Origin of the sequence: Luteibaculum oceani (genome assembly GCF_007995015.1) — a bacterium.
Classification (GTDB): Bacteria; Bacteroidota; Bacteroidia; order Flavobacteriales_D; family Luteibaculaceae; genus Luteibaculum; species Luteibaculum oceani.
In genome coordinates this window covers 1-15,506 of the sequence record NZ_VORB01000004.1, presented here as the reverse complement: position 1 = coordinate 15,506, position 15,506 = coordinate 1, and the positions used below count along the sequence as shown (strand labels likewise).

Here is a 15,506-nt window from a genome sequence, read left to right as displayed (position 1 = left end):
TTGTTGTTATTTTTATTAGATAGGTAAATTAAAATCTCCGATTAAATCATTTCGTCTAACTAGTATTAAACAAAAATTAATCAATAGGGATATTAGAACCAGGCCTCAATTTAAAAACACTAATTTTTCCACCGTTAGCTTTTGATTTTTAGGCCAAGAAAACCAATAAATGTTTCCAATTGATGAAGTGGTCTCCATACCAAATTCTCCACCGTTTTGAAATACGAGTTTACGAACTATACTGAGTCCTATTCCTAGGTGACTACCCGAGGGAGGAGTTGGTGTAAATTCAAAGCTATCATCCTCCTTTGTTGTTTCAATATTGCTGCCAATTGCAAAGTCGGTAACCTTAAAAACCAAGCTACCTTGATTTAATTCCTTTACTGTTATTTTTATTGTATTTCCATACTTAGCGTGATGAAAGGCGTTATCAATAAGGTTTAGTAATACCTGTTCGATTTGGAATTTATTCCCAAAAATTGTGCTAGGTGCCGTGCTGGAATCGAAATTTATTTTGCCTTTTGTTTTAAACGTATTTTCTAACTCAAGAAATAAATCGACTAACTTAAAATGTTCAAGTTTGCCATTTTTCAGGTTGGCTTTAGAATAATGAAGAATGCTTTCAATTAGTGATTGGGCGTTATTTACGCAGCTTTCTAAAGTGTTGTTTAGCCCCTCTAGTTTGTTAGTCTCTTGATTTTGGATGCTACTTTTAAATCGATCTACTAGGTACTTGAGGTTACTCAATGGTGCTTTTAAATCATGAGCCACAATAGAGGCAAATTCATCTAGTGATTTGAATTGTAGTTTTAAATACAACTCTCTTTCTATGCTCTCAGTAAGTAATTTGTTTTTGCGTTCTATATCTGAAATTATTTCCGACTTAATACGGGAACTGTTAAAGGTGATAATAATAAGAAGGGAAGTAGAGAAAATTGGGTTGATCCATTGAAAGATGTATAGAATTTCTGGACGTATCGAACTAATGGGAGGAATAAAGCTATATAGGATTAGAGAAAATACGAGGGAAGCCACAGTTAAAGCACTATAAAAGTAACTAACCTTTTTTCCCGGTTTAAATAAGACAACCGACAATGGGGCAATGGCTAAGTAGTAAAATAAGAAACCTGCTTCTATTTCAAATAACAGGTTGATAACTACCAAGGATAAGTTGCATAAAACGATGAAGAAATTTTTCCCAAATATCCGTTGGGAAGCTTTACCCTGATTGTATAAAAAGGATAGAATCATTCCAGCCAAGGTGCAAGTAAAAGCAGCTTGGATTATGGAAGCTGTATCACTATAAAAGGTAAAAAGAAGGACGACCCCATTGATTAAAATACAGGTGCCAGTTATTACCGAAAGCAGAAACGAATTTATTCTATCGGAGCTAGATTTATAGTCCCTGTTGAATTCAATTTTGGGTATGAGGTCCTTTAGCGTCATTAGGCTATTTGTGTTGGGGTGTTTGTAGTAATGACGTGAAAAGCAAATCAATTGACTGATAAATAGGATGAGTAGGCATTTATAGTCGATTAATAACATTTAATAGGGGTGGTTTTAGGGGTGATTAGGTTTACGCCCGACTTTTCAAATTGAAATTTGTTTTCATTTTGAAAATTTTAGCAAAGAAGTGTTAAAACGTAACTAGCAGAAATCCAGCGGTTTATGTTTTTGGCATGGACTTGGTCTGGAATTTGGTTTGCTTTAATTGGCATTCCCTCGGTGCCCACAAAACAAAGGGCTATGGCAACTTTAAAGTACATCAGAACAAAAGAGGGGGAAATCATTGCATTTCCCGAGTACAAATGTCACGCCGAATACGCTCACCTAAATCCTATTTCAGCGGGATTTATTGAGATGTATCACGACGAATCCGGTCACCTGCGATTTAGGTGCTTTGGGGAGAGTGTTAGCCTTAAGATAGTATCCAAGGAAAGGGAGGATACAGAGTTATTGAATAAAAAAATAGTAAAGAAAGAGTTATACAGTTTCTTCTAGGGTCTAGGTTGGTACGGTATGGCGACCCTAAAGTGGGCGGGGCAGATTAATCTGTCCCGCTTTTTTGTGCCTATAAAGTTGATTTAACATTCTACAAACGTAGCTCTATTGATTGCTTAGTACCCAACAAAAAATATTTATAAGTTTTGGACACCCAAATTGAATTTGATTTTCATTTTGAAAATTTTTTATAAATCCAGAACCTATGTAAGGGGCTGTAAATCAGTCTAATGTATTTTTGGTATGCTCGCTGGTCTCGTATTTGGTTTTAATTTTTTGCAGTCATGAGATTGCACTTAAAACCTTTTATTATGGCAACATTAAAGTATGTACGTACAGAAAACGGGAAAATAGTAGCCTTTCCAATGCATCATTCGCATTCCGATTATAAAACTCTTCGTCCTATTTCCGCAGGATTCATCGAGGTAAATAGAGGTGCTAAAGGAACTTTAGTTTGGAAGTGTTATGGATATAGTATCAGTTTAGATTTACCCTCGAAGCAGGAAGATACTTTTATACTTCACAACCAAATTGGTTATGAGAATTTGTGCAAAAGTTATTTTTGAGGTCTTCGGAAAGAATAAAATCTAACCGAAATGGTTGGGGGAGGATTATTTCCTCCCCTTTTCAATTATAGTTCATCTAGGGAAAGGGTTTTATCTAAAACCACTCCCTTTTCCGAGTCTTTTAGGGTGCACATTTCGTGATGTGCATCGTGCTCTAGAAACAGATAATACTCATTACTAACCGCTTCGGGTAAAAATCTTTGCCTTTCTTCCAAAGTAATTAAGGGGCGAGTATCATATGCCATAACCCAAGCTACCGGAATATGGTGTATAGATGGTAGTAGGTCGGCGGTAAATACAATTTGTTTTTCCTTGTATTTAATAATCGGAATCATTTGTTTATCAGTATGGCCATTTACAAATAAAATGTTCATCCATGGGAAAGGACCGTTGCCAATCCAGTCACTAACATCCAAGTGTTTTAATTGGCCTGAGCTTTCAAGACATTCGAAGTTATCCTTTAAAAAACTGGCTTTTTCCCTAGCATTTGGGTACATGGCCCATTCCCAATGATGCGAATTTGACCAATAGGTAGCATTTTTAAATGTGGGGTAAAAGTTCCCTTTGGAGGCATTTAAACTAACTGCCCCTCCACAATGATCGAAATGCAAATGGGTTAATACAACATCAGTTATATCGTCTGGATGAAAACCTTTCTTTGCTAAGGACTGCTCCAAGGTAATAGTGTCCTGGAGGTAGTAAAAGGAAAAAAACTTCTCACTTTGTTTGTCTCCCATTCCTGTATCGATAAGAACTAGTTTGTCGCCATCCTCAATTAAAAGGCAGCGCATCGCCCAAGTGCACATGTTATTCTCATCGGCCGGATGCCGTTTATTCCACAGGCTTTTAGGAACCACTCCAAACATGGCTCCTCCATCCAATTTGAAAAATCCAGTATCTATTACATGTAAATTCATAAGTCCGAGTTTAAGGTCCTAATATAGGAAACAGCAATTTCCTTGTTGGAATTTATTTGCGATAGTATATCTCAACATCATTGCTTTCTATATTTTCGTTGCAATGAGAGCATTTAATAGGGTACATATAATCGCCATTGGAGGTGCAGTAATGCACAATATGGCAATTGCATTAAAGAATAAGGGTATTAAAGTGTCAGGTTCAGACGACGCTATTTTTGATCCGTCAAAATCCCGCCTTGCAGATCATAATTTACTACCTGAGAAGATGGGCTGGAATGCAGATAGAATTACCGAAAATATTGATGCAGTTATTTTGGGGATGCACGCTAGGCCAGACAATCCAGAACTGGCGAAAGCTAACGGGTTACAACTGCCTATTTATTCTTTTCCCGAATTCATGTTCCAACAGAGTAGGCTTTGCAAGCGTTTAATTGTGGCTGGTAGCCATGGGAAAACATCTATTACAGGAATGCTTTTACATGCCTATAAAAAATTGAATAAACCGTTTAATTACCTGGTAGGATCAAAGTTAGAGGGGTTCGATTGTATGGTTGGATTCGATTCTAAAGCCGATGTGGCCATTTTTGAGGGAGACGAATATCTTAGTTCTCCGTTGGATAATAGATCGAAGTTTTTACACTACAAGCCTCATGCTGCAATAATAACAGGTTTGGCTTGGGACCATATTAATGTATTTCCAACCTACCAAAGCTACCTCGCAACCTTTGAAAGATTAATTCGGGATATTGAGCCGGGAGGAGCTCTGATATATTTCGAAGGGGATATGGAGCTAAAAAAACTGGTAGAAAAAAGACTTAACCCTAATATCCGTTATATTCCATACGGTCCATCCCTTGCCAAATCCTCAAGCCGTGGCGTAACCTTAGTAAACAAAAGTTTTAAAAATTTAGAATTACCGTTTTTTGGTAACCACAATTTGGCTAATGCCGAGGGAGCTAGGTTGTTATTAAATGAAATAGAAATTTTAGGATCTTACTTTTATAATGCACTCCACGATTTTAAGGGCGCAGCGAGAAGACTTCAGTTGATTTATCAAGACGAGGATAAAAACATTTATTACGACTTTGCACATGCTCCTTCTAAAGTAAAGGCAACTGTAAAGGCCGTGCGCGATAATTTTAAGGATAGAAAGTTTATTGCCGCATTAGAACTACATACTTTTTCATCTTTGGACAAACGCTTTCTCCCTCAATATAAAGGAGCAATGGACGATGTTGATGCCGGAGTGGTATTCTTCGATCCCAAGGTGTTGGAGCATAAAAAGCTTCCACCTATCTCTATTGCAGATGTTAAAAAGGCTTTTGGAAATCAAGATTTATTGGTGACCAACGATAAATCCGAGGTGATGACTTTTTTAGATAAAGCTGATACGGAGCGCAATAGCGTTCAACTATTAATGAGCAGTGGTAATTTATTTCACGATAGGGTAGAGGCTATCCGTTTTTAAGACCCGTTTCCAATTTGGTGTTTACCTCCCTAATTATCCTTGGGTGTAGTTTGTTACTATTTGCTTCAAGGAAATAATCCACTTCGTTTCTGTCAAATTTAACGAGGGATCTGAGTACCCAAGATACCGCCTGGTATATCATTTTGTGGTGGTCGTCTACCAAAGTTTTGCAAATTGGTAATACAAATTCTGAAGGGGAGATTTTAAAATATTTGATGCCACGCATGTATCCGATGGCACTGGTTAAAGCAAGTCTGCGGTACCACACATTTTCATGGTTTATCCAACTGCCTAGTGTGCTGATTTCTATTCTTTCCTCTCTTAGAGCAGGACCAGTTACTATACTTCCAAAGTAATCCACCGATACCCAGTTATCCTGGCATCCACTAAGGGAGATGATTTCTTCTTCCTTTAGTGATTTATTCCATTTTTTATCACTATCCAGCCATACATAAACAAATATTTGCCCCTCGAAATTTTTACTTGCTACCAGTTCCTGAGCCAATGCTAATTTTTGATTTTCTGAAAGGAGTTTTAATTCATTTCGCAATGCTTTATATGCCAATCTTAAATCTGGCATGGTAACACCATAAAATTCCATTGAGGAAGGAAAGTTTCTATGGCTGAATAAAATTCGATCTTCAGTTCCTAAGGATTTTAACTCCTCTAAAATGGTGGTAACCTGCATAAACTGGATTATAGTTTTACTCGAGATTTATTTACGGCATAAAAAATACCATATCCATTTTCTATGTTTCCCTGAACATTTACGGCACTGGCAAAGGGGTTGTACTTGGTGTAATCTTGTAAAATCGCTTGAGTAAAGAATCGGTATGCCTCTTCCGATAATATACTTATTGTAGCATACATTTCCTGTTCTGCTTCGCCACTTGAGTATTCATCCCAATACAGAGAGATTTTCACGCGATCTTGATTTCCTACATTTTCTATATAGGCTTGGTTCCCAAGATATCGAGTACCATCCAAGTCTTCTATGGGGTCTACTATAGCAAAGACCCTGGCATCATAGGTGTGTAAATTTTCATTGTGGTATGTTGTGATCGTATCGTACAAAGGCCAGGTTCCTTTCCTTTGTTTAATTTTTTGTTGCACCTCTCCTAAAATATACCTAGGTCTTGAGTTGTAGGTCCAGTCAAAATCAACTCTATATTCTTTAAAACTACTGCCTTCTTCCTCGTATGTGATTGTATTTGTTGCGTTAAAGCTACTGGGGTTTCTGGGAACAAGTGTCTCAGCGTATACCGTAGGGTAGTTAGTGTGGGATACAATTAGTTTTAATTGGTCTCCTGGATTCCTCGGTTTTCCTATATATCCACCCCATTGTTTAGTGTATTGAAGTTGCTCGCGTTCACCAGATTGATTTTCAAGGAAAACGTTTGCTCCCTTAATGTCTATAGGTCTCCAATCTCTAAATTCATTGTAACTAGAATCTGTACTAAATACATGAATAAGGCAGCTGTCAGAGGTCTGAATCATCCCATTAATTACCAATACGGGCGGGATGGGATCGGCTTTAATCTCTATTATTTTTTCGCAGCTTGAAGCAATTAACACGGTAATTGCACAAAGCAGTTTTAGAATGTTCTTGTCCATTTGAAAGAAGGTAAAATTGGTATTAATCCGTATGCGTCAGCCTTATTACTTTCGTTTAAATCAAGGCCCCAGGTGTCTACAAATATTGGGTTAACTCGGTTATAGGCATTTGTGAGCCCTATTTTCCAGATGCGTTCACCCTTTTTCTTGACTTTTTTAGATTCGTAGGCTATGTCCAGCCGGTGATATATAGGCATAACTTCACCATTTCGGTCCGAATACACCTCGATATCAAACCTATTGGCATACCAATTATTGAATTCATTGCCTTGGTAATTGGATCCTAAAAAATAACTTCCTCGAGGAGCCGTAAATCGGTAGCCACTGGCAAGGGTAAAAGCCCAGGAAAAACTTTTGTTTTTGGCGAAGTTCCATAAGCCTGTTTGGGTTAAATAAATGGGCCTGTCGTATTTGTAGGGGAAGTATTCATTGTTATCTACCCCCTCAATTTTTCTAAACGACCTAGAGTAGGTTAAACCAAAGCTTAAATCCAGGTTTTGGTAAGATTTACGAGCTCCAAATTCTGCTCCGTATGAATAGCCTTTTCCTTGTTTCAGTTTGCTTTCCCAATCATCGATTAGCACAAAGATTTGCTCACCTTCTTTAACTTCAACCACATTGTTAATGGTTTTTCCGTAGGCTCCAAACTCCAGTTCAAATCCATTAACATTAACCAAATATCCAGCGCTAATTTCATTTGCTCTGGCCGGCTTTAAAACATCGGTTGAGGTAATCCAAATATCTGTAGGGAGTGAGATGGCTGGGTTCGTTAAAAGATGCAAGGTTTGAGTAAGTCGACTGTATCCGAGAAAAAGCTCGCCCTTCTTAGGTAGATAAGAAACCTTTAACCGAGGATCAAAATTTAAATATTGCTTGTTCTCAACCGAAAGACGGGTGGAGTTTAGCCCTATGTTGCTTTTTATTTTTTTCGTCCAAGGTTTTTCCCATTCCCCGTATCCAATTAGCTCACTGCTCATAATTTTATTGGAGCTTACGTCACCAAAAATTTCAAGCCCATCCCCGCTGATTTCAATAATCCCTGGGCTAAATTCATGAAAGGTTTGATGTGCGCCCCAACGTGCGATTCCTCCATAAAAAGAGCTTTCCCAATTGGCTTTTATCGCTAAATCTCTAATCCCACTGTGATATCCTTCTTTATAGGTCTCATCGGGTTCCTTAAACTCAAATCCTGTGGCAAATTTATAGTCAGAGTAATATAGGTTGAGGTTCATAAATACCCCAGAGTTACTTCGGTGGTTCCACCTAACCATTCCTATATTATTTCCCCACCCAAAACTTGCTTTTTCTTGGTACCCATCTTCTTCGCGGGTCTTAAATCCAAATCTATCTTTCCCTAAGTAAACCGAGGCATAAAGTTGGTTATTGGGATCTAAGGTTATATTGTACTTAGCATTAAAGTCGTGAAAATGAAAACCACCGGATGCTTCGCCCTCTGATGCAGCATAAATAAAGGGTTTCATTAGGATATCCATAAAGGTTCTGCGTCCTGAAATCACAAAACTGCTTTGTTTTTTATCTCCAATTGGGCCTTCAACAAATACATGGCTTACCAAAGGTCCTAAACCTACGCTACCATTTAGTTTTTCTCTACTCCCTTCTTTGGTTTGGATGTCCATAACGGAAGATAATCTGCCGCCATATCTTGCAGGAAATGCTCCCTTAAGGATGTAGGTGTTTTGTATCATCTCTGGATTGAATACAGAAAACAAGCCCATTACGTGGAAGGCGTTATAAATGGGTACTCCATCTAAAAGAATTAAATTTTGATCCGGAGAACCTCCTCTAACCACTAGCCCCGTTGCTCCATCTCCCGCCGATTGTATTCCTGGAATAAATTGTGCGGATCTTAATACATCGTTTTCACCTAGAAACGCGGGAACGTGCTTAATGAATTTATGATCCATTTTAGTTCCAACCGCTTTTAATGGTGTCCTTTCCGCAATAATTTCTACGGTGTTTAAATCTATAGAAGAACTTAGGGCAAAGTCTAGTTGGGTTGCGTAAACGGATCTACCTTCGTGGCTTTTGGGTTGATATCCAACGAAGGAAACCTGTAGGTCTATAGTTGCTGAATCGGTGGTAAAAACATAAAAGCCGTAATTGTTAGTTACGGCTCCTTTGCCACTAATTTTATCAAAAACGGTAGCTCCATATAGAGCTTCTCCGGTTGTTTGGTCGGTTACCTTACCTGCAATTTTGTTCTGAGAAAAAATCGGAGTTGCACAAATTAGTGCTAGGTAGGGTAGGAATTTTCTTAAAAGCATTAAAGAGTTGTTAAAAACCGCTCTAAATATACTTTTTAATTATTTCGGCAAAAATTTTCTCAAGTACATAAAGAGGGCAGCACTACCTGCAGCGTAGAATATGGTAATTACCAGAAATCCCAACATGCTAATGGTACTGTAATTGAATACCGTAAAAAACTCTTCCATGTTGGATTGCGCTTTTTCTAGTTGTTCTGGAGATATGTTTCCCGCTGATTCCAATTGGCTTTGAATTAGCACTTCCTTCTTGGCTTCAAATGTTTCGGGGTTTATCCACCCGTAAAACACCATTAAGAAACCTGTTAGTATAAAGGTGTACAGTCCTCCCGATTTAAGTCCTTGCTTTATGAAAGAAGTAAAATTTCTCTGGTTAGGATAAGCACGGGCAAATGCCATGATACCGAAGAAAACAGAGAGTAGAATCATTAAAATATGAAGTAGGAAAATGTATCTACCGCTTTCCTGTGATTCAAATCCGAAATAAAAAAGTGCCAAACGAATTAGAATGGCACTTATTGCAAAAAATAGGGGTAATAACATAATGGTTATCCATTCATTGTTATAAAGAACTCCTCGTTGTTACGAGTTTGTTCAACTCTGTTTTTAATATCTTCCATAGCCTCTATTGGGTTCATGTCGGCTAAGTATTTTCTCAGGATCCACATTCTTTGAAGGTGCTCCTTGTCCATTAATAGGTCTTCTCTACGGGTTCCAGAAGTTTGAAGATCTATAGCAGGGAATAATCTACGATTTGCTAGTTTTCTATCTAGCTGTAGTTCCATGTTTCCTGTTCCCTTAAATTCTTCGAAAATTACCTCATCCATTTTCGAACCCGTTTCGGTAAGCGCAGTAGCCAAAATGGTTAATGAACCACCGTTTTCGACGTTTCTTGCAGCACCAAAGAATCTTTTTGGCTTGTGTAAAGCATTGGCGTCAACCCCTCCAGAAAGAACCTTACCTGAAGCTGGCTGAACGGTGTTGTAAGCTCTTGCTAAACGAGTTATGGAGTCAAGAAGAATTACTACATCGTGACCGCATTCTACCATACGCTTCGCTTTTTCAAGAACGATGTTTGCAATTTTTACGTGGTTGCTCGCTTGTTCATCAAAGGTAGAGGCAATTACTTCAGCATTAACTGAGCGCTTCATGTCGGTAACCTCTTCTGGGCGTTCATCAATTAATAAAATAATTAAATAAGCCTCTGGATGATTCGCTGCAATTGCGTTGGCAACCTCTTTAAGTAGTACCGTTTTACCCGTTTTGGGTTGCGCTACAATTAATCCACGCTGACCTTTACCAATAGGGGAGAATAAATCCATTATTCTAGTCGAAGTAGTGGATTCCTTTTCAGCAATCTGTAACTTTTCCTGGGCAAATAATGGGGTTAAATATTTAAATGGAATTCTGTCTCTAACGAAGTCGGGTTTTCTACCATTTATTTCTTCCACCTTAACCAGGGGGAAATATTTTTCTCCATTCTTAGGAGGTCTGATTTCACCTCTAATGGTGTCCCCCGTTTTTAATCCAAATAATTTTATCTGTGATTGAGATACGTATACATCATCGGGTGAAGGTAGGTAGTTATAGTCTGAGGATCTTAGAAAACCATACCCCTCTTGCATCATTTCTAAAACACCCTCACAATAGATGATTCCTTCGAAGTCGAATTTATCGGTTGGGTCTTTTTCCTGATTGCGGTTATCGTTGTTTTGGTTTTGTCTGTTGTCGTTGCGACGGTTGTCTCTGCGGTCATTGCGTTGGTCACTACGCTGATCATTGCGTTGATCATTGCGTTGATCGTTCTTTTGATCATTGCGCTGGTCATTTCTACGTTCACGACCTTTTCTATCTTGTTGCTCCCCGCGATTGTCTTTTTGATCTCTTGTGTCTCTAGAGTCTTTGTTTTCTCTAGCCTCCTTTGGCTCTCTTGGTTCTCGAGCTTCTCTTTGGTCACCACGAGATTCCCTTTTATTCTCAGGTCTTTCTTGGTTCCTAGGTGAGCCATGCTCAGACTTCTGATTTTCTTTTCTTTCGTTATTTGACTTTTCAGATCCTTCTTCTTTACCAATATTTCTTGGTTTTCTAGGACGTTGATTTTGTCCTTCCTTATTGGAAAAAAGATCTCGATCTGAGCTTGCAACTGGCTTTTTCTCCTTTGGTTGCTCGGCAGCTCCCTTTTCGGGGGCAGACTCAAATAAATTGTATACAGCTTCTACGTACTTAGGATCGTCGGCCTGTTTATCTAGAATGCGGTAAACAAGGTCAGTTTTTTTTAAACCAGTGCCTCTTATCTTAAGCTCTTTGGCAATTTCGCGTAAGTCAAGAATCTTCTTGGCTTTTAGTTGCTCTATGTCGTACATTAACTATTGGTTATTATCAGAAAATAATGAGTGGAAAAATCAATTAAGACTTTGTGGATTCGACAGTGAAAGGAAACTTAGTAACTGTCTCTTGCCTGCAATAATAGACAAATTTCCATGTAGCACGCATAAGTTAACTAAAAAAAATAAGATATGTTTTAACAGACCCGTGTTGAAACCTATATTTGCCCGAAAAATCTTATGTGGCAGCGAATCCAAACGATATACATGTTACTTGCTTTTGTAGCATTGGTGCTTTTTAATTTTTTCTCTTTAGCTAATTTTTCTTTTAATGATACTACCTGGGAGTTAATGCCTTATCAGTTTGTTGGAAATGAAATGGGAGGAGCCCCTTTATACTTTTTACGATTTGGGGGAATAGCGGCAAACCTCGTTGCATTGGTAATCTTATTTATGATAACACGCTATAACAATAGAAGACTACAACTTCGTTTAGGGCACATATCCTATTTCTTCCTTCTTGTTTTAACCGTTGTAATGTACATTAACATGGGGTCGATTAAAGACTTTATGGAGGAGTCTATGGGTAAAATAGAGGTAGTTTACAACTTGGGTTCGTATCTTCCGGTAATAGCAATCGCCTTTTTAATATTGGCTAATCGATCCATTAAAAAGGATGAAGAACTTATCCGATCAATGGATAGGTTGCGTTAAATTTTAGCGCGAGGCCCCAGTTCAACAACCCGTAAATTTTCTGGTTTTCCATTATTAATATCCAAAAGCAGAATAGTTTTGGTTTGATGAAATCCATGCCTACCTGCGGCACCTGGATTCATGTGAAGGTGTCCAAATTCCTTGTCTCGAGTTACTTTTAGTATATGACTGTGCCCGCAAATAAATAGATCGCAGGGGTGCTGCTTAAACCAATCTTTTATCTTACTTGGATAGCGTCCTGGGTTACCGGCAATGTGCGTCATTCCAATTCGTAGTCCTTGGATATCGAAGTATTGAAATTCAGGAAATATCTTTCGAATTTCATGGTTGTCGATGTTGCCGTACACTCCTCGTAGGGGTTTTCCTAATTTTTCCAGCTGGTCAATTACCGTTTTTGCACCCACATCTCCAGCATGCCAAATTTCATCCACCTCGTTTAAATACTTCCAAATTTTGTTATCGAGGTAACTATGGGTATCAGAAATAATGGCAATTTGCATAAGTAGCTTAGTTTTGTTGCGGTGGAAAATTACGCAGCAAAAATATCATTTGTAGGAACGCATTTTCATGGATGGCAAATTCAGCCCAATGCCATTTCTGTGCAAGGGGAAATTGAAAATGCTCTGCAAACCCTTTTCCAAGAAAAGATTGATGTTATAGGATGTGGCAGAACAGATGCTGGTGTTCACGCGAGTGACTTTGTTCTCAATTTCCATGCTCCCGATAAATATGAACCCTCAAAATTGCGATTCAAGCTTAATGGGCTTTTAGGAGATTTCATTGCCTTTCATAAAATTCAAACTGTAGCTCAAGATTTCCACTCTCGTTTCGATGCCACCGAGCGTAGTTACCAATACTTCTGTCATTTAGAAAAAGCACCATTCCTCTTAAATAGGTCAATGCACCTGCGGAGAATTCCAGATATTGATCTTATGAATCAAGCGGCCCAGTTGTTTCTGGGAAAAAAGGATTTTGAATCTTTAGCAAGAACCAAAAGTGGGGTAGATCATTTTATTTGTGAAGTAACAAGGGCAGAGTGGAGTTGGATCGATAATAATAGGCTGGTATTTGATGTATCTGCAAACAGGTTTCTTCGGAATATGGTAAGGGCCATGGTGGGAACCTTGTTACAAGTTGGGTATAGAAAAATTCCACCCTACGCGATTGAGGACATTTTAAATGCTAAAAAACGCTCTGCAGCTGGAGAATCAGTAAAAGCTTGCGGATTATACTTATCTAAAATAAAGTACCCAAACATCACATGGCAACAGCAAAAGCAGTAGAAAAAAAGGATTCTGTAGCGGGTAAGGCTTTCGATTTCGGGCTCTTTAAAAGAGTTCTCCGTTTTGTTGGGCCGTATAAGGCGAAGTTTATGTTAACCGCAGTGTTAACTATTTTGCTGGGCTTCTTGGCACCAGTTAAACCCATGTTAATAGGTAATGCCATTGATAAATACATCGCAACTCAAGATCAGCAGGGATTACTTAATATAACCATATTGGTAATAGTTGTTTTGGTTATTGAGTCTGTTTTTCAATTTTTTCAAACCTACAATGCAAATTGGCTGGGACAGGCGGTAACGATAGATTTAAGGTCTATCCTTTTTAATCATGTAAGTAAATTTCGCTTAAAGTTTTACGATAACACTCCTATCGGAACCTTGGTAACAAGATTGGTGTCCGATATAGAGACCATTGGGGAGATTTTCTCCCAAGGTATACTTATTATAATAGGGGACATTTTGAAGTTGGTGGTAGTTATTGGCTACATGTTCTATAAAGATTGGGAGCTTTCTCTGCTTTCTATAGCCAGCATTCCGCTGTTGTTAGTCGCCACAAACATTTTCAAAAACGCTATTAAAAAAGCATTTACAGCGGTGCGCCAACAGGTTTCTCGCTTAAATGCTTTCGTGCAGGAGCATGTAACAGGAATGAGTATAGTCCAAATCTTTAACCGAGAGGAGGTAGAGTTCGAGAAATTCAAGAAGATTAATGAACAACACATGGATGCGCATATCAAATCGGTATGGGCAAACTCCATATTCTTTCCTTTGGTGGAGCTGTTTTCAGCTGTTTCCATTGCTCTTTTGGTATGGTACGGTGTTAAAGGCGTTATAAATGACGAGGTAACTTTTGGTGTTCTCTTTCAATTTATCCTTATGATTCACATGCTGTTTCGCCCAATTAGGCAGTTGGCAGATCGATTTAATGTTTTGCAAATGGGTATGGTTGGGAGTGAACGCGTATTTAATCTATTGGATACCAATGCAACCATAGAGGACCAAGGACATATTAATACAGGAAGTATTAAAGGAGAAATCAGCTTCCAGGGGGTTCATTTTGCCTATGTAGATGAGGACTATGTGCTTAAGGATCTTAGTTTTGATGTAAGTCCAGGGCAAACAATAGCATTTGTTGGGGCTACGGGAGCAGGAAAAACGAGTGTAATCAATTTAATCTCTCGCCTTTATGAGTTCCAAAAGGGGCAAATTTTATTGGATGGGAAGGATTTAAGGGATTACGTACTTAATTTTTTAAGGAGAAATGTTGCGGTAGTGCTCCAGGATGTCTTTTTGTTCTCAGACACTATATATAATAACATCACATTAAAGAACCCCAATATCAGCAGGGAGGAAGTAATTGCTGCTGCGAAGGAGGTAGAAGCACACGAGTTTATATCGAAATTACCAGGCGGCTACGATTACGATGTTAAAGAAAGAGGGGGCATGTTGTCGGTTGGCCAGCGCCAATTGATTGCTTTTATAAGAGCATACGTGTATAAACCGAGTATCTTAATACTAGATGAGGCTACATCGTCTATAGATACGGAGTCGGAATTACTAATTCAGAAGGCAATTGACAAGATTACCAAAGGGCGTACTTCAATAGTAATTGCCCACCGTTTAAGTACTATTCAGAAGGCGGATAAGATCATTGTTTTGGAAAAAGGAAAAATAATTGAGCAGGGTTCACATTATGAACTGCTTGAAAATCAGGGGCATTACAAGACCTTGTTTGATTTACAATTTGGGGAGGGATAATTTTTTTCATTTTGTGTTTGGAAGTAATTAGAAAAAGGCTCTATATTTGCAGCCGCTTTCGGGCAAACGTTCTTTTCCAAAACTATCGGAAAGTCAAGTACAGCAAGAGATTGCGAGAAAAAAATTTCTGAAAAAAGTTTGAGAATAAAGAAAAAGTTTTCTTACATTTGCCCTCCCTTTTGAAAGAAAGGGACTGAGAAAAACAAAGCAATTTGTTTACTTAGGAATAAAAGAAAACGTTCTTTTTAATAGCAGGCATTCTGATTTAACTAACTGAGAAATCGGCGAAAAAAAATCGAAAAAAAGTTTGCGATTAAATGAAAAAAACTTCTTACCTTTGCGCTCCCTTTTACGGGAAACACGCTTGAGAGATTGAGTGTGGGAGTGAAGGGAAGATAAGGAATAGAGAGTTCTTTGAAGTATTGTTTGGACATCGAAAAGTCTAAGATTAAAAAAGTTTACCTGAGAGTAATAAAACTTAAAGTTTTCACAACGGAGAGTTTGATCCTGGCTCAGGATGAACGCTAGCGGCAGGCCTAACACATGCAAGTCGAACGGTAACAGGGATTGCTTGCAA

14 protein-coding genes and 1 rRNA gene are annotated in these 15,506 nt (G+C 38.4%); 7 read left to right on the top strand and 8 right to left on the bottom strand.

Features of this window, described 5'->3' with window-relative positions; all coding sequences use genetic code 11:
- Window positions 1-105 precede the first annotated feature (105 nt).
- Entirely contained in the window at window positions 106-1,446 is a 1,341-nt protein-coding gene (locus tag FRX97_RS04830; RefSeq protein ID WP_170227023.1) for a sensor histidine kinase, read from the bottom strand.
- Window positions 1,447-1,746: 300 nt separating this feature from the next.
- Here FRX97_RS04830 and FRX97_RS04825 point away from each other — a divergent pair, with 300 nt between their 5' ends.
- Both FRX97_RS04825 and FRX97_RS04820 read left to right on the top strand, forming a co-directional pair.
- Window positions 1,747-2,001 carry a hypothetical protein gene (locus FRX97_RS04825; RefSeq protein ID WP_147013975.1) on the top strand — a complete coding sequence of 85 codons (255 nt, stop codon included), beginning with the start codon at window positions 1,747-1,749 and terminating at the stop codon, window positions 1,999-2,001.
- Window positions 2,002-2,312: 311 nt separating this feature from the next.
- Window positions 2,313-2,567, top strand: coding sequence for a hypothetical protein (locus FRX97_RS04820; protein ID WP_147013973.1), 255 nt, complete (start codon window positions 2,313-2,315; stop codon window positions 2,565-2,567).
- Window positions 2,568-2,632: 65 nt separating this feature from the next.
- Here FRX97_RS04820 and FRX97_RS04815 read toward each other — a convergent pair whose 3' ends face one another.
- Window positions 2,633-3,484 (bottom strand): MBL fold metallo-hydrolase, encoded by an 852-nt coding sequence (locus tag FRX97_RS04815; RefSeq protein WP_147013971.1) that lies wholly within the window; start codon window positions 3,482-3,484, stop codon window positions 2,633-2,635.
- 103 nt (window positions 3,485-3,587) lie between these two features.
- On the opposite strand from FRX97_RS04815, the gene FRX97_RS04810 reads away from it, so the two are divergent.
- The gene (locus tag FRX97_RS04810; protein WP_147013969.1) at window positions 3,588-4,955 is read left to right on the top strand and encodes a UDP-N-acetylmuramate--L-alanine ligase; all 1,368 of its coding nucleotides are present in this window, start codon (window positions 3,588-3,590) and stop codon (window positions 4,953-4,955) included.
- On the opposite strand, the gene FRX97_RS04805 is transcribed toward FRX97_RS04810, so the two are convergent.
- From FRX97_RS04805 to rho, 5 genes are read right to left on the bottom strand one after another with little or no spacing between them, the layout of a single operon-like run.
- On the bottom strand, window positions 4,942-5,643 hold the full coding sequence (locus FRX97_RS04805; protein ID WP_147013966.1) for a DNA alkylation repair protein: 702 nt from the start codon (window positions 5,641-5,643) through the stop codon (window positions 4,942-4,944). The two genes, FRX97_RS04810 and FRX97_RS04805, sit on opposite strands and share 14 nt — an antisense overlap.
- 8 nt (window positions 5,644-5,651) lie before the next feature.
- A complete protein-coding gene (locus tag FRX97_RS04800; RefSeq protein WP_147013964.1) occupies window positions 5,652-6,569 on the bottom strand; it encodes a DUF4249 family protein in 918 nt (305 codons plus the stop codon).
- Window positions 6,551-8,854 (bottom strand): TonB-dependent receptor, encoded by a 2,304-nt coding sequence (locus FRX97_RS04795; RefSeq protein WP_147013962.1) that lies wholly within the window; start codon window positions 8,852-8,854, stop codon window positions 6,551-6,553. The genes FRX97_RS04800 and FRX97_RS04795 overlap by 19 nt, the downstream gene beginning before the upstream one ends.
- Before the next feature lie 39 nt (window positions 8,855-8,893).
- Window positions 8,894-9,394, bottom strand: a complete 501-nt coding sequence (locus tag FRX97_RS04790) for a DUF4199 domain-containing protein (RefSeq protein ID WP_147013960.1) — start codon at window positions 9,392-9,394, stop codon at window positions 8,894-8,896.
- Between the two features lie 5 nt (window positions 9,395-9,399).
- Entirely contained in the window at window positions 9,400-11,214 is a 1,815-nt protein-coding gene (gene rho / locus FRX97_RS04785) for a transcription termination factor Rho (RefSeq protein ID WP_147013958.1), read from the bottom strand.
- Between the two features lie 201 nt (window positions 11,215-11,415).
- Here rho and FRX97_RS04780 point away from each other — a divergent pair, with 201 nt between their 5' ends.
- Complete coding sequence (locus FRX97_RS04780; RefSeq protein WP_147013956.1) at window positions 11,416-11,889, top strand: DUF4293 domain-containing protein; 474 nt, start codon at window positions 11,416-11,418, stop codon at window positions 11,887-11,889.
- Here the strand turns inward: FRX97_RS04780 and FRX97_RS04775 are convergent.
- Window positions 11,886-12,389: a metallophosphoesterase family protein gene (locus tag FRX97_RS04775; RefSeq protein ID WP_147013954.1), complete on the bottom strand. Its 504-nt coding sequence runs from the start codon at window positions 12,387-12,389 to the stop codon at window positions 11,886-11,888. The genes FRX97_RS04780 and FRX97_RS04775 overlap by 4 nt on opposite strands.
- A 21-nt stretch (window positions 12,390-12,410) precedes the next feature.
- Here FRX97_RS04775 and truA point away from each other — a divergent pair, with 21 nt between their 5' ends.
- The 3 genes from truA to FRX97_RS04760 all read left to right on the top strand — a co-directional run.
- Entirely contained in the window at window positions 12,411-13,172 is a 762-nt protein-coding gene (gene truA / locus FRX97_RS04770) for a tRNA pseudouridine(38-40) synthase TruA (RefSeq protein WP_147013952.1), read from the top strand.
- Window positions 13,151-14,929: an ABC transporter ATP-binding protein gene (locus FRX97_RS04765; RefSeq protein WP_147013950.1), complete on the top strand. Its 1,779-nt coding sequence runs from the start codon at window positions 13,151-13,153 to the stop codon at window positions 14,927-14,929. Before truA ends, FRX97_RS04765 begins: the two co-directional genes overlap by 22 nt.
- A gap of 489 nt (window positions 14,930-15,418) precedes the next feature.
- Window positions 15,419-15,506 (top strand): 16S ribosomal RNA (locus tag FRX97_RS04760); the annotation flags it as partial.

Bases quoted from the DNA above. Each gene is read 5' to 3' on its own strand.
- FRX97_RS04830 (WP_170227023.1), bottom strand. From the start codon at position 1,446: ATGACGCTAAAGGACCTCATACCCAAAATTGAATTCAACAGGGACTAT.
- FRX97_RS04825 (WP_147013975.1), top strand. From the start codon at position 1,747: ATGGCAACTTTAAAGTACATCAGAACAAAAGAGGGGGAAATCATTGCA.
- FRX97_RS04820 (WP_147013973.1), top strand. From the start codon at position 2,313: ATGGCAACATTAAAGTATGTACGTACAGAAAACGGGAAAATAGTAGCC.
- FRX97_RS04815 (WP_147013971.1), bottom strand. From the start codon at position 3,484: ATGAATTTACATGTAATAGATACTGGATTTTTCAAATTGGATGGAGGA.
- FRX97_RS04810 (WP_147013969.1), top strand. From the start codon at position 3,588: ATGAGAGCATTTAATAGGGTACATATAATCGCCATTGGAGGTGCAGTA.
- FRX97_RS04805 (WP_147013966.1), bottom strand. From the start codon at position 5,643: ATGCAGGTTACCACCATTTTAGAGGAGTTAAAATCCTTAGGAACTGAA.
- FRX97_RS04800 (WP_147013964.1), bottom strand. From the start codon at position 6,569: ATGGACAAGAACATTCTAAAACTGCTTTGTGCAATTACCGTGTTAATT.
- FRX97_RS04795 (WP_147013962.1), bottom strand. From the start codon at position 8,854: ATGCTTTTAAGAAAATTCCTACCCTACCTAGCACTAATTTGTGCAACT.
- FRX97_RS04790 (WP_147013960.1), bottom strand. From the start codon at position 9,394: ATGTTATTACCCCTATTTTTTGCAATAAGTGCCATTCTAATTCGTTTG.
- rho (WP_147013958.1), bottom strand. From the start codon at position 11,214: ATGTACGACATAGAGCAACTAAAAGCCAAGAAGATTCTTGACTTACGC.
- FRX97_RS04780 (WP_147013956.1), top strand. From the start codon at position 11,416: ATGTGGCAGCGAATCCAAACGATATACATGTTACTTGCTTTTGTAGCA.
- FRX97_RS04775 (WP_147013954.1), bottom strand. From the start codon at position 12,389: ATGCAAATTGCCATTATTTCTGATACCCATAGTTACCTCGATAACAAA.
- FRX97_RS04765 (WP_147013950.1), top strand. From the start codon at position 13,151: ATGGCAACAGCAAAAGCAGTAGAAAAAAAGGATTCTGTAGCGGGTAAG.